This window comes from Streptomyces sp. NPDC058375, from assembly GCF_042723425.1.
Taxonomy (GTDB): domain Bacteria; phylum Actinomycetota; class Actinomycetes; order Streptomycetales; family Streptomycetaceae; genus Streptomyces; species Streptomyces durocortorensis.
Genome location: NZ_JBHXJG010000033.1, coordinates 13,159 through 32,193, shown reverse-complemented (window position 1 = coordinate 32,193; position 19,035 = coordinate 13,159). Strand labels below are relative to the sequence as shown.

The window sequence follows — 19,035 nt, the reverse complement described above, 5'->3', positions numbered from 1 at the left end:
GGAAATGAACCGGGTGTCAGGATTCGGGGCGAGTGCTCAAGGGGCACAGACTTTCCAATGTGAGGTATATGTTCTTCACTCCAGGTCGCGTTGTCAAGAGGGGACTTGGACAGGTGGCCCGAAGGCACCTCTCCCTCACACGTCCCGCCGCCGGAGCAGCGCCAGGGCCGCGAGGGCGAGCGCCGCCGTGCAGGAGGCCACCAGGAGCAGGGAGGGCCAGGGGCCGAGGCTGCCCACGGTGCCGGCGGAGGCGTCGGAGGTCTGGGTGAGCTTCTCCAGGGCGGCCGTCGGGGAGAGTCCGGCGACCCAGCGCTCCGCGTCGCCGAAGAGAGGGCCGAACAGGGACGGCAGGAGCAGCAGCCCGATCACCGTGGTGACCGCCCCGGCGGAGTGGCGTACGAGGGTGCCGACGGCGAGGCCGAGCACCGCGGCCACCGCGAAGGACGCGGCGATCCCGAACAGGGCGGGCAGCGGCTCGCCCTGGGCGTACCGGCCCTCCGGCAGCAGGGCGTCCCCGACGAGGTAGGCGACCGTGCAGGACGTCAGGGCGAGGACGTACATCAGGCCCGCGACCAGTGTGGCCTTGGCGGCGAGGACCGTGCCCCGGCGGGGGCGGGCCGCGAACGTCGTGCGGATGGTGCCGCTGCTGTACTCCCCCGTCATCACCAGCGCACCCACCACCGCCGCCAGCATCTGGGCGACGACGGAGAGCGTGAGGCTGCCGCCCAGGACCGTGTCGTCGGACTGGAGGCTTCCGCTCGTGGCGACGAACGCCGCGCCCAGAACGGGCAGTACGGCGGTCGCCACCGTCGTCCACACCGTGGAGCGCACGCTGCGGAACTTGATCCATTCGTAGGCGAGGGCCTGGGATCCGAGAACGGGTGTTGTCATCGGACTGTCTCCTTCCGGCCGGCGGTCCGGTACTCCACCGAGGACCGCGAGAGCTCTGTGTAGACCTCTTCCAAGGAGGAGTGGGCCGGGGTGAGTTCGTGGACGGCGATGCCCCGGTCGCGGGCGAGGTCGCCGATCGTCGCGGCGTCGGGCCCGTCGACCCGCCAGCCGCCCCCGGCGTCCAGGCGGACCTGTGCCCCCGCCGTCTCCAGCAGGGCCCGGAGCTTCTCCGGTTCAGGGGACCGTACGAGCGTGTGGGCGCGGGAGTTGGTCTCGATGAAGTCGCGCATGGTCGTGTCCGCGAGGAGCCGGCCCTGTCCGATCACGACGATGTGGTCGGCCGTCAGCTCCATCTCGCTCATGAGGTGGCTGGAGAGGAAGACCGTGCGGCCCTCCGCCGCCAGGGACTTCATGAGTCCCCGGATCCAGCGGATGCCCTCGGTGTCGAGGCCGTTGACCGGTTCGTCGAGGATCAGGACCTCGGGATCCCCGATCAGCGCCGCCGCGATCCCGAGCCGCTGGCCCATGCCGAGCGAGAAGCCCTTGGTGCGGCGGCGGGCCGTCTCCACGGGCAGCCCGACCAGGTCGAGCACCTCCTCCACGCGGTGGCGCGGGATGCCGTTGCTCGCGGCGAGCCCGGCCAGGTGGTGGTAGGCGGAGCGGCCGCCGTGGACGCCCTTGGCGTCCAGCAGCGAGCCGACCGCCCGCAGGGGTACGGGCAGGTCGGCGTAGGCCTTCCCGCCCACGGTGACGCGTCCCGCGCTCGCGGAGTCCAGGCCGAGGATCAGGCGCATGGTGGTCGATTTCCCGGCGCCGTTCGGTCCGAGGAAACCGGTCACCCGGCCGGGCCGGACGGTGAACGACAGCCGGTCGACGGCGGCCCGCCCGCCGTAGCGTTTGGTGAGTTCCGTTGCTTCGATCATGCGGCCGACGCTACGAGCGGGCTCGGAATCGCGAATCCTCCGGCGGGAGGCGGGGACTGCTCCCGCCGGAGTACGGTCAGCGGCCCCCGGCCCTGACCAGGCCCGTTTCGTAGGCGAGGACCACCAGCTGGGCCCGGTCGCGGGCGCCCAGTTTCGTCATGGTCCGGCTGACGTGGGTCTTCGCGGTCAGCGGGCTCATGATCAGCTCCCGGCCGATCTCCTCGTTGGACAGCCCGGCGGCGACCAGCGCCATCACCTCGCGCTCCCGGCCGGTGAGCACCGCGAGCCGTTCGGCGCCCGCCGCCTCGGGGGCCTTCAGCCGGGCGAACTCCTCGATCACCTGGCGGGTGACGGCGGGGGCGAGCAGGGACCGGCCCGCCGCGACCGTGCGGATCGCGGTGCGCAGGTCATCCGGCTCGATGTCCTTGAGCAGGAAGCCCGCAGCCCCGTGCCGGAGGGCCTCGAAGACGTACGCGTCGACCTGGTACGTGGTGAGCATGACCACCCGGACCCGGTCCAGGGAGCGGTCCTCGGCGATCCGGCGGGTGGCCTCCAGGCCGTCGACGCCGGGCATCCGGACGTCCATCAGCACGACGTCCGGGCGGGTCGTGCGGACCGCCTCGACGGCCCGGGCCCCGTCGGCCGCCTCGGCGACGACGACCAGGTCGTCGGTGAGGTCGAGGAGGGCCCGGAAGCCGGCCCGTACGACGGTCTGGTCGTCGGCGAGGACCACGCGGACGGGCGCCGGCATCGTCCTCTCCCCACGGTCTGTCTGCTGCTCGGTCACGGGGCCGCTTCCTCCGTCGGCAGTTCGGCGTGGACACGGAATCCGCCGCCCGGCTCCGGACCGTAACGGACGCCGCCGCCCACCGCGACCGCCCGCTCCCGCATGCCGATCAGGCCGAAGCCCCGCTCGGTCAGGGGGGCGGCGGGCGGTCGCGCCGGCGGGCCCTCGTCCACGATCTCGACGGTCAGCCGGCCGGCGTCGCGGGTCACCGACACGGCGGCGTGGCGCGCCGCGGAGTGCTTCACCACGTTGGTCAGCGCCTCCTGCACGATCCGGTACGCCGTGGCCTCGACGACGGCGGGCAGGGCGGCGTCCCCCGTGTCCCGCCGCAGGCTGACCCGCACCCCGCCGGCCTCGACCCCGGCGACCAGCTCGTCCAGCTGGTCGAGGCGGGGAGCCGGGGCCGTGGACTCCGCCGCGCGCAGGACGGACAGCGTGGCGCGCAGTTCCCGTACGGCTTCCTTGCCCGAGGCGCGCACCTGGGTCATCGCCTGCCGCGACACCTCCGGCGCGGCGTCCAGCGCGTCGAGGGCCACCCCGGCCTGCACGGTCATCGCACTCACCGTGTGCGCGAGGATGTCGTGGATCTCCCGGGCGACCCGCACCCGCTCCTGGCGGACCCGGCGGGCCGCCTCCCGCTCGCGGTCCTCCTCGGCCCGGGCGGCGCGCGCCGCGTACTCCGCCAGCAGCTCCCGGCGGGTCCGCACCACCTCGCCCAGGAGCAGCGGGACGAGCGGCCAGACCATCTCCAGGACGGGCAGCCCCTGCGGGTTGACCACGTCCCGGCCGACCTTCAGCGCCACCGCGCCCGAGACCGTCGCGGCGATCGCCCCGGTCCACAGGGTGCGCCGGCGGTCGCCCAGCACCGCGACGGTGTACAGCGCCACGATCACCGGGAGGTTCAGCAGCTCGCCGATGTGCCCGTGCAGCGCCCACCCGGCGCAGGCCGCCCCGGTCACGCAGACCACCGGAACGGGCCAACGGCGGCGGCAGGCGAGCGCCGCCAGCGAGACCACGAGGAGGGTCCAGGTCAGCGCGTCGGCCTGCCGGTAGCCGGGCTCGTTGACGGCCGCGTCGGCGGTGGTGAACACGCCCACCACCGCCACCACCAGCAGATCCGCGACGATCGGCGGCAGCGCCCGCGCCCGAGCGGCCAGGCGGTCCAAGGTCATCACCCCCTCACGGTAGGAGGCGGACCGTCCGGCCGCATACGACAGCGGGAGTAGGACGAGGCACGAGACCTTCGGGCAGGAGTTCGGACATACCCGGACGGGAGTTCGAGCGCGGTGAAACCTTCCGCCCGACGGGACGTTCGTCAGGGCATAGGAGCGGGCAAATCGATCAGGTGGGCCCGAAAGGCGGAACCCCTCGCCGCAGGGCGCTCCCGACCGCCCCGTCACCCGGCGGGCGGACGCGGCCCAGCGCCGCCGTCCACCCCGCCGGTCCGCCGCCCGCACACCGAAGCGCCCGCGTGAACTACGCACCATCAGGGAAAGGAGCCCCGCGATGGCGACGCCGCTGTCCGCCGACAAGCTGCTCAAAGCCCTCCGCGACGAAGGCCTCCACGTCGTCGAGCACCGAAGCTGGCGTACCAACAACCGCAACCACAAAGGCCCCTGGGGCCCGGCGCACGGAGTGATGATCCATCACACCGTCACCTCGGGCACCGCGTCCTCGGTCGAGCTCTGCTACAACGGCCACTCCGCCCTGCCCGGCCCGCTCTGCCACGGGGTCATCGCCAAGGACGGGACCGTCCACCTCGTGGGGAACGGGCGGGCCAACCACGCCGGGCTCGGCGACGACGACGTGCTGCGCGCCGTCATCGCGGAGAAGGCGCTGCCCCCGGACAACGAGGCCAACACCGACGGCAACCGGCACTTCTACGGCTTCGAGTGCGTCAACCTCGGCGACGGCAAAGACCCTTGGCCGGCGGCCCAGCTGCTGGCGATCGAGCGGGCCGCCGCCGCCGTCTGCCGGGCGCACCGCTGGTCGCAGCGCTCCGTGATCGGGCATCTGGAGTGGCAGCCGGGCAAGATCGATCCGCGCGGCTTCACGATGAACTCGATGCGCACCCGGATCGGCAAGCGGCTGGACGGCTCCCCGGACGGCCCTTCGGAGCCGCCGCCGAAGCCGACGTACGAGCCGTTCCCGGGGGCCGCGTTCTTCAAGGTGGGCCGTAACAGCGCGATCGTCACGGCGATGGGCAAGCGTCTGGTGGCCGAGGGCTGCGGCCGGTACACGGTGGGCCCCGGCCCGGCCTGGTCCGAGGCCGACCGGAAGTCGTACGCTGCCTGGCAGCGCAAGCTGGGCTACTCGGGAGGCGACGCGGACGGCATTCCCGGAAAGAGCAGTTGGGACCGGCTCAAGGTGCCCAACGTCTGACCCGGGCGGCGGTCCGGCTCGCGCTCTCCGGATGAGCGGGAGCCGGACCCTCCGCACCCGGGCCGGCGGCCGAGGCCGCCACCCGGTTCCGATGGCCACCCGCGGGTCCGCCGACGAGACCCGAGGGACGGGGCGATGACGACCGAGGTACGAACGGTGCGGGCCGGCGAGGTGATCCGGTACGCCGAGGGAATCCGCGACGTGTACGCCAGGGCGTTCGCGGGCCCGCCCTGGAACGAGGATCCGGCGGAGGCCGGCGCCTATGCGCAGCGGCTCGCACGGGACGCGCTGCGGCCCGGGTTCACGGCGGCGGTCGCGACGGCCGAGGGGGCGGTGACCGGCTTCGCCACGGCCTGGACCACCCCGGAGGTCTTTCCGGCCGACCGCAGCTACGGGCAGGTCGCCGAGGCTCTCGGGGCCGGGCGTACGCGGGCCTGGCTCTGCGGGGCGCTGGAGGTGAACGAGCTGGCGGTCGCGCCCGAGGCCCATGGTGCGGGGCTGGGCGCGGCGCTGCTGGAGGCGGTGACGGAGCCCGCCCCGGACGGCCGGTGCTGGCTGCTGACCTCCACGCGGGCCGAGGCGGCGCTGCGCCTGTACGAGCGGACCGGCTGGCGGCAGATCGACGCGCCCGTGCCCGGGAAGGCGGCCCTCGTGGTGCTGCTGGGCCCCCGCCACCCGGGGCGGGCCGAGGCCGACAGCGGCCGGTAGCCCCGCCGCCGTACCCCGGTGGTGACGTACGCCGTACCCCGGTGGTGACGTACGCCGCACCCCGGTGGTGACGCACGCCGCACCCCGGTGGTGACGTACGCCGCACCCCGGTGGTGACGCACGCCGCACCCCGGTGGTGACGTACGCCGTACCCGGTGGTGACTTACAGCGCGACGACCAGCAGCACGAACGCCGCCAGCGAAAGCGCCGTACGCACCCGGTGCAGCGTGTTCCAGCGGGACTCGAAGGCCGCGCGGGCCGCGCTGTCGTCGCCGCCCTCGGAGGCGGCGAGGGCGTTGTTGAGCGGGATGTTCCCGATCACGGTGATCAGGTGACCGATGACCGAGCAGATCAGCGCCGCCAGGATGGCCGGTCCCGCCCCTTCGTCGTGCTCGCCGAGGCCGGTGAAGTACGCGGCGGCGGGCAGCGCGACGACGCCCAGGAACAGGACCAGGAAGACCGGGCCCGGGACCTTCTCGTTGAAGCGGCGCATGGCTGCGGCGAACTGCTCGTCCGTCAGGTCGGCGAGGCCGGGCATGATCCCGGTCAGGAAGGTCAGCATGAAGCCCGCGTAGAGGCCGGTGACGATCGTGGCGAGCACCAGGAGGAGGGAGGTCATGGCGGACATCATCGCCCGGGAGGCCGGTTCGCAGGACGCATTTTCGAGCGACGACCGTGCGGCCCGCCGCGCCCGCACCGGGCCCGGTGCGGGCGGGGGCCGGTGCGGGCAGCCCCGGCGCGGGCGCGGGCGGTCCGTCTCAGCCGATCTCGCCCTCGCTCGGTTCCGGCGCGTCGTCCGTGCCGGCTCCGCGCTGGAGCCGGTCCGCCTGGCCGATGGCCGTGGCCAGCTTCTCCACCGCGCTGTCCTCGGTGGACTCCGCCAACCCGGATGCGCGGGAGGCGAGTTCGCCGAGACCCGGTGCGCCGGGCAGGTCGCCTCCGCGCAGCCGGTCGGCGAAGAAGGCGGCCACGGCCGCGACTTGGAGCCGGTCGCTCTCGCCGCCCCAGAGGGTTCCGTCGACCGCCCCGGTCGTGACGGTTCCGGTCTCCTCCTGGGCCTTACGGGTCTTGGGGTCGAGCCAGCGGACCGTCGCCCTGGCCACCGTGCCGGACGCGCCCTCGCGCAGCCGTACGGCATACAGGGCGGTCACCGTGTGGCCGGGGCCGACCTCGCCGCCGTCGACGCTGTCGTCGCGGAAGTCCTCGTCGGCGACCTTGCGGTTCTCGTAGCCGATCAGCCGGAACTGCTGCACGGTCTTGCGGTCGAACGCCACCTGGGCCTTGGCGTCGCGGGCCCGGATTTCGAGGTGGGCGGGCAGCTGGTCGACGAAGACCTTGCGGGCCTGCGCCTCGTCACCGACGTACGTGGTGTTCCCGTCGCCCTTGTTGGTGAGCTGCTCCATGAACGCGTCGCCGTAGTCGCTGCCGACGCCGACGCCGAAGAGGGTGATCCCGAACTCGCGGCGGGCCGATTCGATCCTCTTCAGGATGGACTCGGCCTCGGTGTCACCGGTGTTGGCGAGGGCGTCGGAGAGGAGCACCACCCGGTTGGTGACGCCTTCGCGGTGGCCGTCGACCGACTCCTCGTAGCCGAGGGTGATGCCCGCCTCCACGTTGGTGGACTGGGCCGGCTGCATCTGCGCCACAACGCCCTTGATCCGATTCCGGTTGCCCTCGATGCGGGTCATCGGCAGGCGGGTCTCGGCCTCGTTGCTGAAGGTGACCAGGGCGATGGAGTCGTCGTCGCGCAGTTCGTCGGTGAGGAGGGTCAGGGACTCCCTGACCAGGTCCAGGCGGCCGGTCTCGGACATGGACCCCGAGATGTCGACGACGAACGTGAGCGCGGCGGGCGGCCGTTCGGCGACGGGCGGCGCGGTCTTCGTGGCCAGACCGACGCGGAGCAGCGACCAGTCGGAGGCTCCGGTTCCACCGCCCCCGCCCTTGCCGGAGCCGATGCGCGCCCCGTCGACGTTCACCGAGAAGCCGTTGCCCTTCGGCCGTTCGTACCCCTGGCGGAAGCTGTTGACGAACTCCTCGGGGCGTACGTCCCCGGCGTCGGGCAGCCTGCCGTCGCCGAGGGTGCGGCGCGCGTATCCGTAACTGGCGGTGTCCACGTCCAGGGCGAAGGTGGAGAGGTAGTCGGGCGCCTCGGGGTCCGGCACGGCGGAGGCCCCGGCCTCGGCGTCTCCCCCCGGGGCGGCCGACCGGCCGTTCTCGGGCGCCACCGCGTCCGGCGCGGGCTGTCCGCCGCCGGTCGAGCTCTGCCCCTGCCCCTGGCGCTTGCCCGAGCTGAGGTCGGGCGTGCCGTCCGACCCGCTGCCGCCGCCGCAGGCGGTGAGGAGCACGGCGCCGACCAGGAGGAGCGCCGCGGCCCCCGCCCGTCCTCCTGCCCGGTACTCCGCCCGTCCTCCTGCCCGCTTCTCATGTCGTCGGCTGACCTGGTTCATGCGTAACCCCCCACGTCGTCACGGTGTCCTCGACATCTGTGAATGTGACGTACGGGGCCGCCGACCGGAGTCGACGAAAGCGTTGCGGAACCATCTCGATGCGGCAACAGCGGGCAGGAAACCGGCGGAACATCAGGTTCAGGACACGATGTCCTTACGACTGAACCCGCGGAAGGCCAGCGCGAACAGGAGCAGGGCATAGGTCACTGATACGGCCGTGCCCTTGATCATGCCGCCCCACTCCAACTGCGGCTGGAGCGCGTCGGCCCAGGCGAACTGCCAGTGCGCGGGCAGGAAATCGCGCCAGGAGCCGAGCGCGGTGACCGCGTCGAGGACGTTGCCGACGATGGTGAGGCCGACCGCCCCACCGACCGCGCCGAGCGGGGCGTCCGTCTTCGTGGACAACCAGAACGCCAGCCCGGCGGTGACCAGTTGGGAGACGAAGATGAACGCCACGACGATCGCGAGGCGCGGCACCGTGTCCCCGGCGGCCAGCGCTCCCCCGGTGGGCAGTTTCAGCGGCCCCCACCCGTAGACCGCCGTCCCCGCCGCCAGCGCGACGACCGGCAGCAGCACCATCGCGGCGAGGCTGAAGCCGAGCGCGACGACGAGCTTGGACCACAGCAGCCGTACGCGCGGCACGGGCGCGGCGAGCAGATAGCGCAGGGAGGACCAGCTCGCCTCGGAGGCGACGGTGTCCCCGCAGAACAGGGCCACCGGCACCACGAGCAGGAATCCGGCCGAGACGAACAGCGAGGTGGCGGCGAAGTTCGCGGCGGACTCGGTCGCCACGTCCATCAGGTTGATCCGGCCGCCGCCCCCGCCAGGGCCGCCTCCCCCGCCGCCGTCCTCGCCGTCCGGCGTGCCGCCGATGGCGAAGGCGATGATCAGGATGAAGGGGAGGGCGGCGAGGACCCCGCCCATGAGCAGGGTGCGGCGGCGGCGCAACTGCCGCATGGCCTCGACGCGCAGGGGCAGCGTGCGCCCGGCGCGGTAGCCCGCGGCCTCCGGGTGGTCGGTCTCCACCCGGGCCTCGGGGGGCTGGACGGGGGCGCTCATGCTGCTCCTTGGGAGATCAGGGTGAGGAAGGCGTCCTCCAGGCGGCGGTGCGGGCCGACGCCGGTGACCGGGACGTCGAGCCGGACCAGGTCGGCGACGAGCCGCGAGGTGGTGGCCCCGTCCAGGCGGACGAGGAGCCCGTGCCCGTCGTCGGTGGGGACGGCGGAGCCGATGCCGGGCAGGGCGGCGACCTTCTCCGCGAGCGGCTCGGACACCTCATCGGCCGTGGTCACCAGGATCATGTCGCCGGAACCGGTGATCTCGGCGACCGGACCGGCCTGCACGAGCCGGCCCCGGTCCATGACGACCAGGTGGGTGCAGGACTGCTCGACCTCGGAGAGGAGGTGGCTGGAGACGATGACGGTCCGGCCCCCGGCCGCGTACCGGATCATCACGTCCCGCATCTCGCGGATCTGCGGCGGGTCGAGCCCGTTGGTCGGCTCGTCGAGGATCAGCAGGTCCGGCATACCGAGCATGGCCTGGGCGATGGCGAGCCGCTGCCGCATGCCCTGGGAGTACGTCCGTACCGCACGGGCGAGCGCGTCCCCGAGGCCCGCGATCTCCAGGGCCTCGTCGATGTGCGCGTCCTCGGCGGGGCGTCCGGTGGCCTGCCAGTACAGGTCGAGGTTGGCGCGCCCGGAGAGGTGGGGCAGGAAGCCCGCACCCTCGACGAACGCCCCGACCCGGGACAGCACCGGGGCTCCCGGCCGGATGGCCTGCCCGAAGACGCGGATCTCGCCCTCGTCCGGGGTGATGAGCCCCATGAGCATGCGCAACGTGGTCGTCTTGCCCGCGCCGTTCGGTCCGAGGAGCCCGAGCACCTGGCCCTTCTCGACGCGGAAGGACAGCTCGCGCACGGCGTACCGGTCGACGGACTTCGCGTACTTCTTCGAGAGCCCGGTGATCTGGAGCGGTACGTCGGCGAGAGCGGGGTCCGGGGCGGGCGTCGCGGTCCGCCGCCGGGCGGTGATCAGGAGCGCGGCCGCGATGACGAGGGCGGCGGCCGGGAGGCCCCAGGTCCACCACGGGAGAGCGGCCGCGGCGGTCGTCACGGCGGGCGCGGTGGGGACGGTCAGCGGTCCGTCTGCGGTGACGCTGTACGTGGCGGGCTCGGCGGGGGACGCGTAGCCGAGGTCGGTCGCGGAGAAGACGAGCCGCATCCGGTGCCCGGCGTCGAACTCGTGGTCCACGGCGGGCAGGGCCAGCTCGATCGGCTTGCCCTGCTGGTCGGGGGTGATCCGGTAGGGGGCGACGAGCTGGTGGGGCAGCACCTGCTGCCTGCCGTCCGGCGACACGTCGTACACCTTGCCGAAGAGCACCGCGTCACGGTCGCCGTTCGCCTTCACCGTCACCTTCGCGGTGGGCGTGCCGGTGACGCGTACGGAGCTGTCCAGCGGGGCCGACTCGAACCGGCCGAACTGTCCCGGGAAGTCGAGCGAGAGCCCGACGCCGAGGGAGGAGAGCTGGGCGAGTCCGCCGCCGACGCCGGGCACGGCGGAGATGGCGGGCGGGGCGGCCCCGGCCGGGTTGCGGAAGGTCTTGGTCCCGCCGCCGAGCGCGATGTCCCGGCCGCCGCTGCGCAACCCCGGGTAGGTGTCGCTGCTCGCGCCGCGCAGGAGGGCGGCCCCGTCGGTGGAGTCGACGCCTCCGGTACGGCTGACGCGGAAGGCGGGCCCGGTGCCGGTGCCGGTGTCCTCCTTGAGGTACCGGTCGAACCAGTCCCCGACCCGCCCTTCGACGCGTCCGGTCTCGCTGTCGCCGCCGTCGTGCCCGCCCGCGATCCAGTCGACGGAGACGGGTGCGCCGTTGGCGCTGATGGCCTTCTGCATGGCGTCGGCCTGGCCGAGCGGGAAGAGGGAGTCGGACTGCCCCTGGAGGAGCAGCGAGGGCACCTTGATGCGGTCGGCGACGGCGGACGGCGAGCGCTCGGTGAGCAGCTTGACGGCCTCGGCGTCGGGCTTGCCGCTGACGGCGACGCGCTCGTACATCTCGCAGAGCTGCTTCTCGAACCGCTCGCAGCCGCCGCCGGTGGTGATGAAGATCCCGGCCCAGAGCTTCTTGAAGACGCCATCGGGGAAGAGGGCGTCGGCGAGGTTCCAGTAGGTGATCAGGGGCGCGACGGCGTCGACGCGCTCGTCGTGCCCGGCGGCGAGCAGGGAGACGGCCCCGCCGTAGGAGGCCCCGGTGAGACCGACCCGGGGGTCGCCCTTGCCGTCCAGCTCCACCTCGGGCCGCTCGGCCAGCCAGTCGATGAGCCGGGAGACGTCCTTGACCTCGTGGTCCGGGGCGTTGAGGGAGATCTCCCCGCCGGACTCGCCGAAGCCGCGCGCCGACCAGGTCAGCACGGCGTACCCATCGGCGGCCAGCTTCTCGGCCTGCGCCCGGACGTCGTTCTTGCTGCCGCCGAAGCCGTGCCCGATGAGCACGGCGGGCCGCTTACCGGAACCCTTGGCGTGGAAGAACGAGGTGTCGATCGGCACCCCGTCCATGCGCAGCGTCCGGTCCTCGCGCTGCACGGCGGGCGAGCCGTCGTCGGCGACGGCGGACCAGGTGCCGCCGCCCACGAGCACGGCGAGCGCGGCGCCGACCGCGGCCCACCGGCCAGGGGTACGGGGCAGCAGGCGCCGCCATCGAGCAGTAGGGGTCTCCATCCCTCGACCCTAAACGGAGGACGCAAGCCGGTTGAATGCCGCCAGGGTGAGGTACGCGGCCTCCCTGAGAGGTACGGTGCGCCTCGCCCGTACTCCGGACGCGGTACGGAGTTCCTGCCCTCGGGAGGCCCTTGTGGACATTCGCCCCGCTTCGACCGTCGGGGAGCTCCTGGCCGCCGGCCGTCTCTTCGACGCCCAGCCCCGCGCGGAGTGGGCGGCCCGCTTCCTCGCCGCGGACGGCCACGTGATGCTGATCGCGTACGTGGACGGCGTCCCGGCGGGCTTCGTCTCGGGCATCGAGATGCTGCACCCGGACAAGGGCACGGAGATGTGCCTGTACGAACTCGGCGTCGACGAACCGTTCCGCCGCCGGGGCATCGGCAAGGCCCTGACGCGGGCGCTGGTGGACCTCGCCCTGGAGCGCGGGTGCTACGACGTGTGGGTCGGCGTGGAGCCGGACAACGAGGCGGCGCTCGCGACGTACGAGGCGGCGGGGGCGAGGGCCGACGGGCGGTTCGCGATGCTGGCGTGGGAGTTCGGGGACGACACGGACGGGAGTCAACCCTGACGTTCGTCGGGGGTCGCTCCTGCCGTTCGGCCCCCGCGCCGGACCGCGTCGCCTTCATACGTTCGCCGCATGGCAAAGCACACACATCAACACCACTGGCCCCTCCGGCTGTTCGGGTCGGCCACGCTGCTGGCGACGGCGGCGGCCGGCACCGGGGTGCTGTCGCCCGGCGGCCTGGGGCAACCCGGTCCGACCGAGGTCACGGACGGGGCGTCCGTCTCCGCCTACCGCGCGCTGACGGAGGCGGTCGGCGACGCCCCGGAGTGGGTGGGGCACCTCCTGGAGCTGTCCTCGGAGGCCACGCTGATCGTCCTCGGGCTGCTGCTGCTCGGCGTCTGCTGGGCGGCCCTGCGCCGAAGGGATCCGGGCGCGGTGGCGGGGGCCGTGCTGATCGGCGTCGGGACGGTGGTGGCGTACGCCGTCAGCGAGGCGTTGAAGCTGGTCGTCGACGAGGAGCGGCCGTGCCGGGCGGTGGACGGCGCGACCGCGCTCGCCGCGTGCCCCGAGCCGGGCGACTGGTCGTTCCCGAGCAACCACGCCACGCTGGCCGCCGCCCTCGCGGTCGGGCTGGCCGTCCGGCGGCCGCGGCTGGCCGCGGTGACCCTGCCGGTGGCGGTGGCGGCGGCGCTGCTGCGGGTCCTGGTGGGGGTCCACTACCCGCACGACGTGGTCGCCGGCGCCCTGCTCGGCGGGGCGGTCGTCACCGCGGTGCTCCTGGTGCTGGGCCGCCCCGCCGGTCTGCTCGTCTCAGCGCTGCTCGGGCGGTGGTGGGGGCAGGAGGCCGGCCTCGTGCGCGACGACGGCGGCCGCGGCCCGGTTGTCGACGCCGAGGCGGGCCAGGACGGAGCTGACGGGCCCCCGCCCGGCGGCGAACGCGGCGAGCGCGGTGGGCAGGCCCCACCACCACCCCACCAGGCTCAGCGCGCCGAACGCCGCGATGGCGGGCACCAGCAGACCGCCGGGGGCCACCCACCGAAGGCCGGATCCCCGGCCTTCGGTGGGCCTCCTGCCGGAGCCACCGGAAACCCTGTTCACGAGGGAGAAGCTGTTCACGAAGGCGAGGTTACGGACACCCAACGCCTCCCGGCACTGCCGAAAGTCACCTGGCCGGCTCCGGCAGGGCGTCCGGCACCGGCCGGGACGCGGCGAGGTCGAGCGGCGTCTCCACGGGCAGCAGGGCGGCCGCCCGCTCCCGCTCCCCCGCCCGGACCGCCGCGTGCACCTCGCGGGCGAGCGGGGTGACATCGCGTACGGAGACGGTCCACTCGTCCGCGTACCGCCGGGACGCCTCGCCGCTCAGCCCCAGTTGCAGCGAGCGGTACGGCAGCGGGTTCAGGTCCAGGTCGCGTTCGGGATCCCGGTACATCATCCACAGGAAGCTGGGCTTGATCCACGTCATCCGGTCCCGCTTCCACTCGGCGGGGAACCGCCCGTCGCGCGCGGCGGGCAGCCCGATGGCGGGGCGGTACGCCTGGTAGACGGTGACGGTGGTGGCGGTGTGGAGCGCGCGGATCTCGTAACGGGGCGGGAGGGGCGGGGTGTTCACGGGCCCTGGATGCGGTACGGGTCCGGGGCCGGGCATCTCGTTCTCCGCGGCGGTCCGTCCGCGGTCCCGCCGACTCTTCCCACGTCCTACGCCCGCCCCCTTCCTACCGGTTCGCCCCCGCCGACCGGCGGGGGTCGTCCACCGCCGCCGGGCGGATTCCCCGGGCCGGGGGCCGCTGCCAGGCTTCTCTGCGTCGATGTTCACCACGGGCCCGTCCCCGGGCCGGCAGCAAGGACACACATGTCTCGCACCACCGATCGTTCCCTCCGACGCCACCGCGGCATCGCCCGGATACTCGTGGCCGGCTGCACCGCCGGTGCCGTCCTCCTCACCGCGACGGCCGCCCAGGCCGACAGCGTCTCCACCGCCCGGGTCGTGCAGGCCGCCGAAGCGGTGGAGCGCGTCACCGGGACCGCGGACCTCGTCCCCGGAACCGCGCTCGACGGCGGCGCCACCCGCTTCGAGGTCCCCGCCGACGCGCACACCGCGCGGATCACCGCTCCCGCCACCGCCGACGGCTCGGTGGAGTCCACCTACGGCGAGGACACCGTACGGTTCGGCCTGCCCGGCGGCGCGCACTCCTCGGCCGCGCGCAGCACCGGCGGGACCGTCGTGTACGCCGACGCCGAGGAGGGCTTCGACCTCGCGGTGCAGCCGAACCGGGACGGCGTGCGGGCCCTGGTCACCCTGCGGGACGCCCAGGCGCCGACCGAGTACCGGTTCCCGCTCGACCTGCCCCCCGACGCGGTGACCGAGCACCTGGAGGACGGCAGCGTCCTGGTCAGCCAGGGGGACACCTACCTCGGCACCTTCGACGCGCCGTGGGCGAAGGACGCCGCCGGCGAGGCCGTGCCCACCGATTACCGCGTCGAGGGCGGCGCGCTCGTCCAGACCGTGCGCCCCGGGCCGAACACCGCGTACCCCGTGGTCGCCGACCCGGCGTGGTTCATCCCGCTCGCCATCGTCGCCGGGCGCCTGCTGCTCTCCACCGGCGTCAAGAGCATCTCCAAGCACGCCGCGCAGCGGATGGCCCAGCGGGGCATCAGCCAGGAGATGGTCGCGCGTACGGTGAAGAACGGCAAGAAGACCAAGGGCAAGTCGGCCGGCACCTGGAAGTACGTCAGCGGGAAGATCTGGGTCGTGGTCAACAAAGCCGGCAACGTCGTGTCCGTCGGCCGCAACTGACCCCCTCCCTCGTGGAGCGGAACGGAAGGGAACCCATGCACATCGAGTACGACCACGAGAACGACGTCGCGTACGTCTCGCTTGTGGCGCACATCGCCGACGGCACGGCCGTCCGGCAGTTCACCCTCGACTCCCCCGGCGGCGCGGACCTGAACCTCGACTTCGACGAGGCGGGGCGTCTGCTCGGCATCGAGGTCGTCGGAGCCCGGGCCGGGCTGCCGGAGGAGCTGCTCCGGCAGGCCTCGCGCACGGACGGCTAGTCATGCCCCGTACGGACGGTTAGTCACGGCCGTACGTACGAAGGAGGCCGGTCCAGTCACGACCGTACGTACGACGCGGGGGCCGGTCAGACCGGGAACTCGGCGCGGACGAGGAATCCGCCGCCGGGCAGCGGTCCGGAGGTGAACGAGCCGCCGAGGAGCTGTGCCCGTTCCCGCAGGCCGACCAGGCCGTTCCCGCCGGCGGGCAGCCCCGGCGGGACGGCGCTCCGGCCGGCGGCGGTGTTGCGCACCTCCACGTGCAGCCGCCCGCCGGCCGGCCCCACCCGCACCTCGGCCCTGGCCCCGGGGGCGTGCTTGCGTACGTTGGTGAGGGCTTCCTGCACCGTCCGGTACGCGGCACGCTCCACCGCCTCGGGAAGCGGGCCGTCGAGGTCGCCCAGCCTCAGCTCGACCGGCAGGGCGCTCTCCTCGATCAGTCCGCCCAGGTCGGCGAGGCGCGGCTGCGGGACCAGGCCGCCGGTGTTCCCGCCGTCCGCGCGCAACACGCCCACCAGGTGCTGGAGTTCGGTGAGGGTGTCCACCGACAGTTCTCGGATCACTCCCGCGGTCTCCCGGACGGCCGCCGCGCCGGGCTCCGTCACCTGGAGCGCCCCCGCCTGGAGGCTGATGAGGCTGACCTTGTGGGCGACCACATCGTGCATCTCCCGGGCCAGCCGGGCCCGTTCGGTGGCCAGCGTGTGCTGCGCCAGCAGGCGGTGTTCCCGCTCCCGGCCCTCCGTGATCTCGCGCAGCCTCTCCCGCCGCTGCCGGGACGACCGGCCCAGCACGAAGGCGCCGACGCCCAGCGCGCAGGAGTCGAGCGCCTGCAGCACGATGTCGTGGTCGAGCCGGAGCAGCGTGATGTCCCCGAGCGGGAGGGGGAGGAACTGCGCCAGCGCGACCAGCACCGCGCCCACGGCTCCGGGGACGGCGCTGCGGCGGTGGACGGCGAGGAAGTACAGGGCGATCAGCGGCGCGAACGCCAGATGGCCGAGGTAGAGCCCGGGGATGCCTGCGGCCAGCGCCAGTTCGGGCTGCCGCCGCCGCAGGACGAGCGCCCCGGCGGCGGCGAGGGCGCCCCACAGGACCGGGCCCGCGTGGACGGCGTTGACGACCAGCCCGTCGAGGGCGGCCACGCCCACGGGGAGTGCGGCCGACCTCACCCGTCGCAGGGGCCGGGCACCGGGGGCCGGGCGCGGCTTCGGCGGTCGCCCGCTCGGCCGCTGCCGCGCCGGTGCCTCGGTGCTCACAGGCCCCGTTCCCGTACGTCGGCGTTCATCGCCCCCGTACCGGCGGGCCGGTCGTCCCCGCGTACCGGCGGCGGGTCGGTCATTCCCGCGCGGTCGGCGACGACGGCGGCCTGGACGCGGTTGACTCCGCCCAGCTTCGCGAGCACCGAGCTGACGTGGTCCTTCACCGTGCCGTGTGCCAGATGCAGCCGCCCGGCGATGTCGCGGTTGGAGAGGCCGCGGCTGACCAGGGCGAGCACTTGGCGTTCCCGTTCGGTCAGGGCCTCCACCCGGCGGGCCGCGTCACGCGTGGCGGCGGAGGCGAGGTACGCGCCGATGACCGGGGCCGTGGCCTCGGCGGCGAGGATCCGGCCGCCGCCGGCCAGCACCCGTACGGCGTGGATCAGTTGCTCGGGCGAGGAGTTCTTCATCAGGAAGCCCGCCGCCCCGGCGCGCAGGGCCGTCTCCACGTACTCCCCCGCGTCGAACGTCGTCAGCATCGCGACCGCCGGGGCCGGTGTCATGGCGGCGACCTGCGCCAGCACGGTCAGGCCGTCCACGTCGGGCATCCGGATGTCCAGCAGCAGCACGTCCGGCCGGTGGCGGGCGACCGCCCCCGCCGCGTCCCCGCCGCCGCAGTCGGCCACCACATCGATGTCCGCCGCCGACCCGAGGATCGCCCGCAGGCCCGAACGGACCAGCGGCTCGTCGTCCACGACGACAACCCGAATCACGGTGTCTCCCCCTCGCCCCGCACACCACAAGTCCACGAAGGGTACGACAATCACCAAATCGCCCGCCCGTGGCGTCGTGGCCACGGGCGGGCGGAGGCTAGCGTCAGCGTGTCAGGACGTCAGGGCGGTCAGTGGTTGCGCGGGAAGCCCAGGTCGACGCCGGCCGGGGCGTCGGCCGGGTCGGGCCAGCGGGTGGTGACGACCTTGCCGCGGGTGTAGAAGTGCACGCCGTCGTTGCCGTAGATGTGGTGGTCGCCGAAGAGCGAGTCCTTCCAGCCGCCGAAGGAGTGGTAGCCCACCGGGACCGGGATCGGGACGTTGACGCCGACCATGCCGGCCTCGACCTCCAGCTGGAAGCGGCGGGCCGCGCCGCCGTCGCGGGTGAAGATCGCGGTGCCGTTGCCGAACGGCGAGGCGTTCATGAGGGCGACGCCGTCCTCGTACGTCTCCACGCGGAGCACGCACAGCACCGGGCCGAAGATCTCGTCCTTGTACGCGTCGGAGTCGGTGGAGACCTTGTCCAGGAGGGACAGGCCGATCCAGTGGCCGTCCTCGAAGCCCTCCACCGTGTGGCCCGTGCCGTCGAGGACGACCTCCGCGCCCTGGGCGGCCGCGCCCGTGACGTAGGAGGCGACCTTGTCGCGGTGGGCGGCGGTGATCAGAGGGCCCATCTCGGAGGCGGGGTCGTTGCCGGGGCCGATCGTGATCTTCTCGGCGCGCTCGCGGATCTTGGCCACCAGCTCGTCGCCGATCGCGCCGACCGCGACGACGGCGGAGATCGCCATGCAGCGCTCGCCCGCCGAGCCGTACGCCGCCGAGACCGCCGCGTCGGCGGCCGCGTCCAGGTCGGCGTCCGGGAGGACGAGCATGTGGTTCTTCGCGCCGCCGAGCGCCTGGACACGCTTGCCGTTGGCGGAGGCGGTGGCGTGGATGTAGCGGGCGATGGGGGTGGAGCCGACGAAGGAGACGGCGGCCACGTCGGGGTGGTTGAGCAGGCCGTCGACCGCGACCTTGTCACCGTGCAGGACGTTGAGGACGCCGTCCGGAAGGCCCGCCTCCGAGGCCAGCTCGGCCAGCAGGTTGGCGGCCGAGGGGTCCTTCTCGCTCGGCTTCAGCACGAACGTGTTGCCGCAGGCGATGGCCAGCGGGAACATCCACATCGGCACCATGGCCGGGAAGTTGAACGGTGTGATGCCCGCGACCACGCCGAGCGACTGGCGGATGGACGAGACGTCGACCCGGTTGGAGACCTGGGTGGACAGCTCGCCCTTGAGCTGGGTGGTGATCCCGCACGCCAGCTCGACGATCTCCAGACCCCGGGCGACCTCGCCGAGCGCGTCCGAGTGCACCTTGCCGTGCTCGGCGGTGATCAGCGCGGCGATGTCGTCGCGGTGGGCGTCCAGCAGCGCCCGGTAGCGGAAGAGGACCGTGGTGCGCTGGGCGAGCGAGGAGGTGCCCCACGTCGCGTACGCGGCCTTGGCCGCCGCCACGGCCGCGTCGACCTCCTCCGTGGAGGCGAGCGCCACCTGCGTGGTGACCGCGCCGGTGGCCGGGTCGGTGACGGGACCGTACTGGCCCGACGTGCCCTCCACTGTCTTGCCGCCGATCCAGTGGTTGACGGTCTTCGTCATGACGTACTCCTTCAGACTTCGGGCAGGCGTGGGG

Annotated in this window: 17 protein-coding genes and 1 pseudogene; 6 read left to right on the top strand and 12 right to left on the bottom strand. The window is 73.6% G+C overall.

What is annotated here, in order from left to right:
- Positions 1-135: 135 nt before the first annotated feature.
- The 4 genes from ACFWM7_RS08505 to ACFWM7_RS08490 form a co-directional block, all read right to left on the bottom strand.
- Positions 136-891, bottom strand: a complete 756-nt coding sequence (locus ACFWM7_RS08505) for an ABC transporter permease subunit (protein WP_383256715.1) — start codon at positions 889-891, stop codon at positions 136-138.
- Positions 888-1,814: an ATP-binding cassette domain-containing protein gene (locus ACFWM7_RS08500; RefSeq protein ID WP_383256713.1), complete on the bottom strand. Its 927-nt coding sequence runs from the start codon at positions 1,812-1,814 to the stop codon at positions 888-890. Before ACFWM7_RS08500 ends, ACFWM7_RS08505 begins: the two co-directional genes overlap by 4 nt.
- Positions 1,815-1,890: 76 nt before the next feature.
- Entirely contained in the window at positions 1,891-2,565 is a 675-nt protein-coding gene (locus ACFWM7_RS08495) for a response regulator (protein WP_383256709.1), read from the bottom strand.
- 32 nt (positions 2,566-2,597) lie between these two features.
- Entirely contained in the window at positions 2,598-3,773 is a 1,176-nt protein-coding gene (locus ACFWM7_RS08490) for a sensor histidine kinase (protein WP_383256707.1), read from the bottom strand.
- A gap of 334 nt (positions 3,774-4,107) precedes the next feature.
- Here ACFWM7_RS08490 and ACFWM7_RS08485 point away from each other — a divergent pair, with 334 nt between their 5' ends.
- Both ACFWM7_RS08485 and ACFWM7_RS08480 read left to right on the top strand, forming a co-directional pair.
- Positions 4,108-4,983 carry a peptidoglycan-binding protein gene (locus ACFWM7_RS08485; protein ID WP_383256704.1) on the top strand — a complete coding sequence of 292 codons (876 nt, stop codon included), beginning with the start codon at positions 4,108-4,110 and terminating at the stop codon, positions 4,981-4,983.
- 135 nt (positions 4,984-5,118) lie between these two features.
- Positions 5,119-5,691 carry a GNAT family N-acetyltransferase gene (locus ACFWM7_RS08480; protein ID WP_383256700.1) on the top strand — a complete coding sequence of 191 codons (573 nt, stop codon included), beginning with the start codon at positions 5,119-5,121 and terminating at the stop codon, positions 5,689-5,691.
- 163 nt (positions 5,692-5,854) lie between these two features.
- Here the strand turns inward: ACFWM7_RS08480 and ACFWM7_RS08475 are convergent, their stop codons facing one another.
- The 4 genes from ACFWM7_RS08475 to ACFWM7_RS08460 form a co-directional block, all read right to left on the bottom strand.
- Positions 5,855-6,310 (bottom strand): DUF1772 domain-containing protein, encoded by a 456-nt coding sequence (locus ACFWM7_RS08475; RefSeq protein ID WP_383256697.1) that lies wholly within the window; start codon positions 6,308-6,310, stop codon positions 5,855-5,857.
- Positions 6,311-6,449: 139 nt separating this feature from the next.
- Positions 6,450-8,138, bottom strand: coding sequence for a VWA domain-containing protein (locus ACFWM7_RS08470; protein ID WP_383256695.1), 1,689 nt, complete (start codon positions 8,136-8,138; stop codon positions 6,450-6,452).
- 138 nt (positions 8,139-8,276) lie between these two features.
- A complete protein-coding gene (locus ACFWM7_RS08465) occupies positions 8,277-9,197 on the bottom strand; it encodes an ABC transporter permease (RefSeq protein ID WP_383256692.1) in 921 nt (306 codons plus the stop codon).
- Positions 9,194-11,848 (bottom strand): alpha/beta fold hydrolase, encoded by a 2,655-nt coding sequence (locus tag ACFWM7_RS08460; protein WP_383256689.1) that lies wholly within the window; start codon positions 11,846-11,848, stop codon positions 9,194-9,196. Before ACFWM7_RS08460 ends, ACFWM7_RS08465 begins: the two co-directional genes overlap by 4 nt.
- A 133-nt stretch (positions 11,849-11,981) precedes the next feature.
- On the opposite strand from ACFWM7_RS08460, the gene ACFWM7_RS08455 reads away from it, so the two are divergent.
- Positions 11,982-12,416 carry a GNAT family N-acetyltransferase gene (locus tag ACFWM7_RS08455; protein ID WP_383256684.1) on the top strand — a complete coding sequence of 145 codons (435 nt, stop codon included), beginning with the start codon at positions 11,982-11,984 and terminating at the stop codon, positions 12,414-12,416.
- A gap of 69 nt (positions 12,417-12,485) precedes the next feature.
- Positions 12,486-13,124: pseudogene (locus ACFWM7_RS08450) on the top strand (phosphatase PAP2 family protein); the annotation flags it as partial.
- A gap of 391 nt (positions 13,125-13,515) precedes the next feature.
- Here ACFWM7_RS08450 and ACFWM7_RS08445 read toward each other — a convergent pair.
- Entirely contained in the window at positions 13,516-13,962 is a 447-nt protein-coding gene (locus ACFWM7_RS08445; protein ID WP_383256681.1) for a DUF4291 family protein, read from the bottom strand.
- A gap of 240 nt (positions 13,963-14,202) precedes the next feature.
- Here ACFWM7_RS08445 and ACFWM7_RS08440 point away from each other — a divergent pair, with 240 nt between their 5' ends.
- Both ACFWM7_RS08440 and ACFWM7_RS08435 read left to right on the top strand, forming a co-directional pair.
- Positions 14,203-15,147, top strand: a complete 945-nt coding sequence (locus ACFWM7_RS08440; RefSeq protein ID WP_383256677.1) for a DUF4258 domain-containing protein — start codon at positions 14,203-14,205, stop codon at positions 15,145-15,147.
- Between the two features lie 35 nt (positions 15,148-15,182).
- The gene (locus ACFWM7_RS08435; protein WP_383256675.1) at positions 15,183-15,407 is read left to right on the top strand and encodes a DUF2283 domain-containing protein; all 225 of its coding nucleotides are present in this window, start codon (positions 15,183-15,185) and stop codon (positions 15,405-15,407) included.
- A gap of 86 nt (positions 15,408-15,493) precedes the next feature.
- Here ACFWM7_RS08435 and ACFWM7_RS08430 read toward each other — a convergent pair whose 3' ends face one another.
- From ACFWM7_RS08430 to ACFWM7_RS08420, 3 genes are all read right to left on the bottom strand, one after another.
- Complete coding sequence (locus tag ACFWM7_RS08430; protein ID WP_383256672.1) at positions 15,494-16,570, bottom strand: sensor histidine kinase; 1,077 nt, start codon at positions 16,568-16,570, stop codon at positions 15,494-15,496.
- Positions 16,571-16,653: 83 nt separating this feature from the next.
- Positions 16,654-17,370 (bottom strand): response regulator, encoded by a 717-nt coding sequence (locus ACFWM7_RS08425; RefSeq protein WP_383256669.1) that lies wholly within the window; start codon positions 17,368-17,370, stop codon positions 16,654-16,656.
- Positions 17,371-17,498: 128 nt separating this feature from the next.
- Positions 17,499-19,001 (bottom strand): CoA-acylating methylmalonate-semialdehyde dehydrogenase, encoded by a 1,503-nt coding sequence (locus tag ACFWM7_RS08420; protein ID WP_383256666.1) that lies wholly within the window; start codon positions 18,999-19,001, stop codon positions 17,499-17,501.
- Positions 19,002-19,035: the final 34 nt, after the last annotated feature.

Coding starts and splice junctions, on each gene's coding strand:
- ACFWM7_RS08505 (WP_383256715.1), bottom strand. CDS start 891: ATGACAACACCCGTTCTCGGATCCCAGGCCCTCGCCTACGAATGGATC.
- ACFWM7_RS08465 (WP_383256692.1), bottom strand. CDS start 9,197: ATGAGCGCCCCCGTCCAGCCCCCCGAGGCCCGGGTGGAGACCGACCAC.
- ACFWM7_RS08460 (WP_383256689.1), bottom strand. CDS start 11,848: ATGGAGACCCCTACTGCTCGATGGCGGCGCCTGCTGCCCCGTACCCCT.
- ACFWM7_RS08440 (WP_383256677.1), top strand. CDS start 14,203: ATGTCTCGCACCACCGATCGTTCCCTCCGACGCCACCGCGGCATCGCC.
- ACFWM7_RS08500 (WP_383256713.1), bottom strand. CDS start 1,814: ATGATCGAAGCAACGGAACTCACCAAACGCTACGGCGGGCGGGCCGCC.
- ACFWM7_RS08480 (WP_383256700.1), top strand. CDS start 5,119: ATGACGACCGAGGTACGAACGGTGCGGGCCGGCGAGGTGATCCGGTAC.
- ACFWM7_RS08485 (WP_383256704.1), top strand. CDS start 4,108: ATGGCGACGCCGCTGTCCGCCGACAAGCTGCTCAAAGCCCTCCGCGAC.
- ACFWM7_RS08435 (WP_383256675.1), top strand. CDS start 15,183: ATGCACATCGAGTACGACCACGAGAACGACGTCGCGTACGTCTCGCTT.
- ACFWM7_RS08420 (WP_383256666.1), bottom strand. CDS start 19,001: ATGACGAAGACCGTCAACCACTGGATCGGCGGCAAGACAGTGGAGGGC.
- ACFWM7_RS08495 (WP_383256709.1), bottom strand. CDS start 2,565: ATGCCGGCGCCCGTCCGCGTGGTCCTCGCCGACGACCAGACCGTCGTA.
- ACFWM7_RS08475 (WP_383256697.1), bottom strand. CDS start 6,310: ATGACCTCCCTCCTCCTGGTGCTCGCCACGATCGTCACCGGCCTCTAC.
- ACFWM7_RS08490 (WP_383256707.1), bottom strand. CDS start 3,773: ATGACCTTGGACCGCCTGGCCGCTCGGGCGCGGGCGCTGCCGCCGATC.
- ACFWM7_RS08470 (WP_383256695.1), bottom strand. CDS start 8,138: ATGAACCAGGTCAGCCGACGACATGAGAAGCGGGCAGGAGGACGGGCG.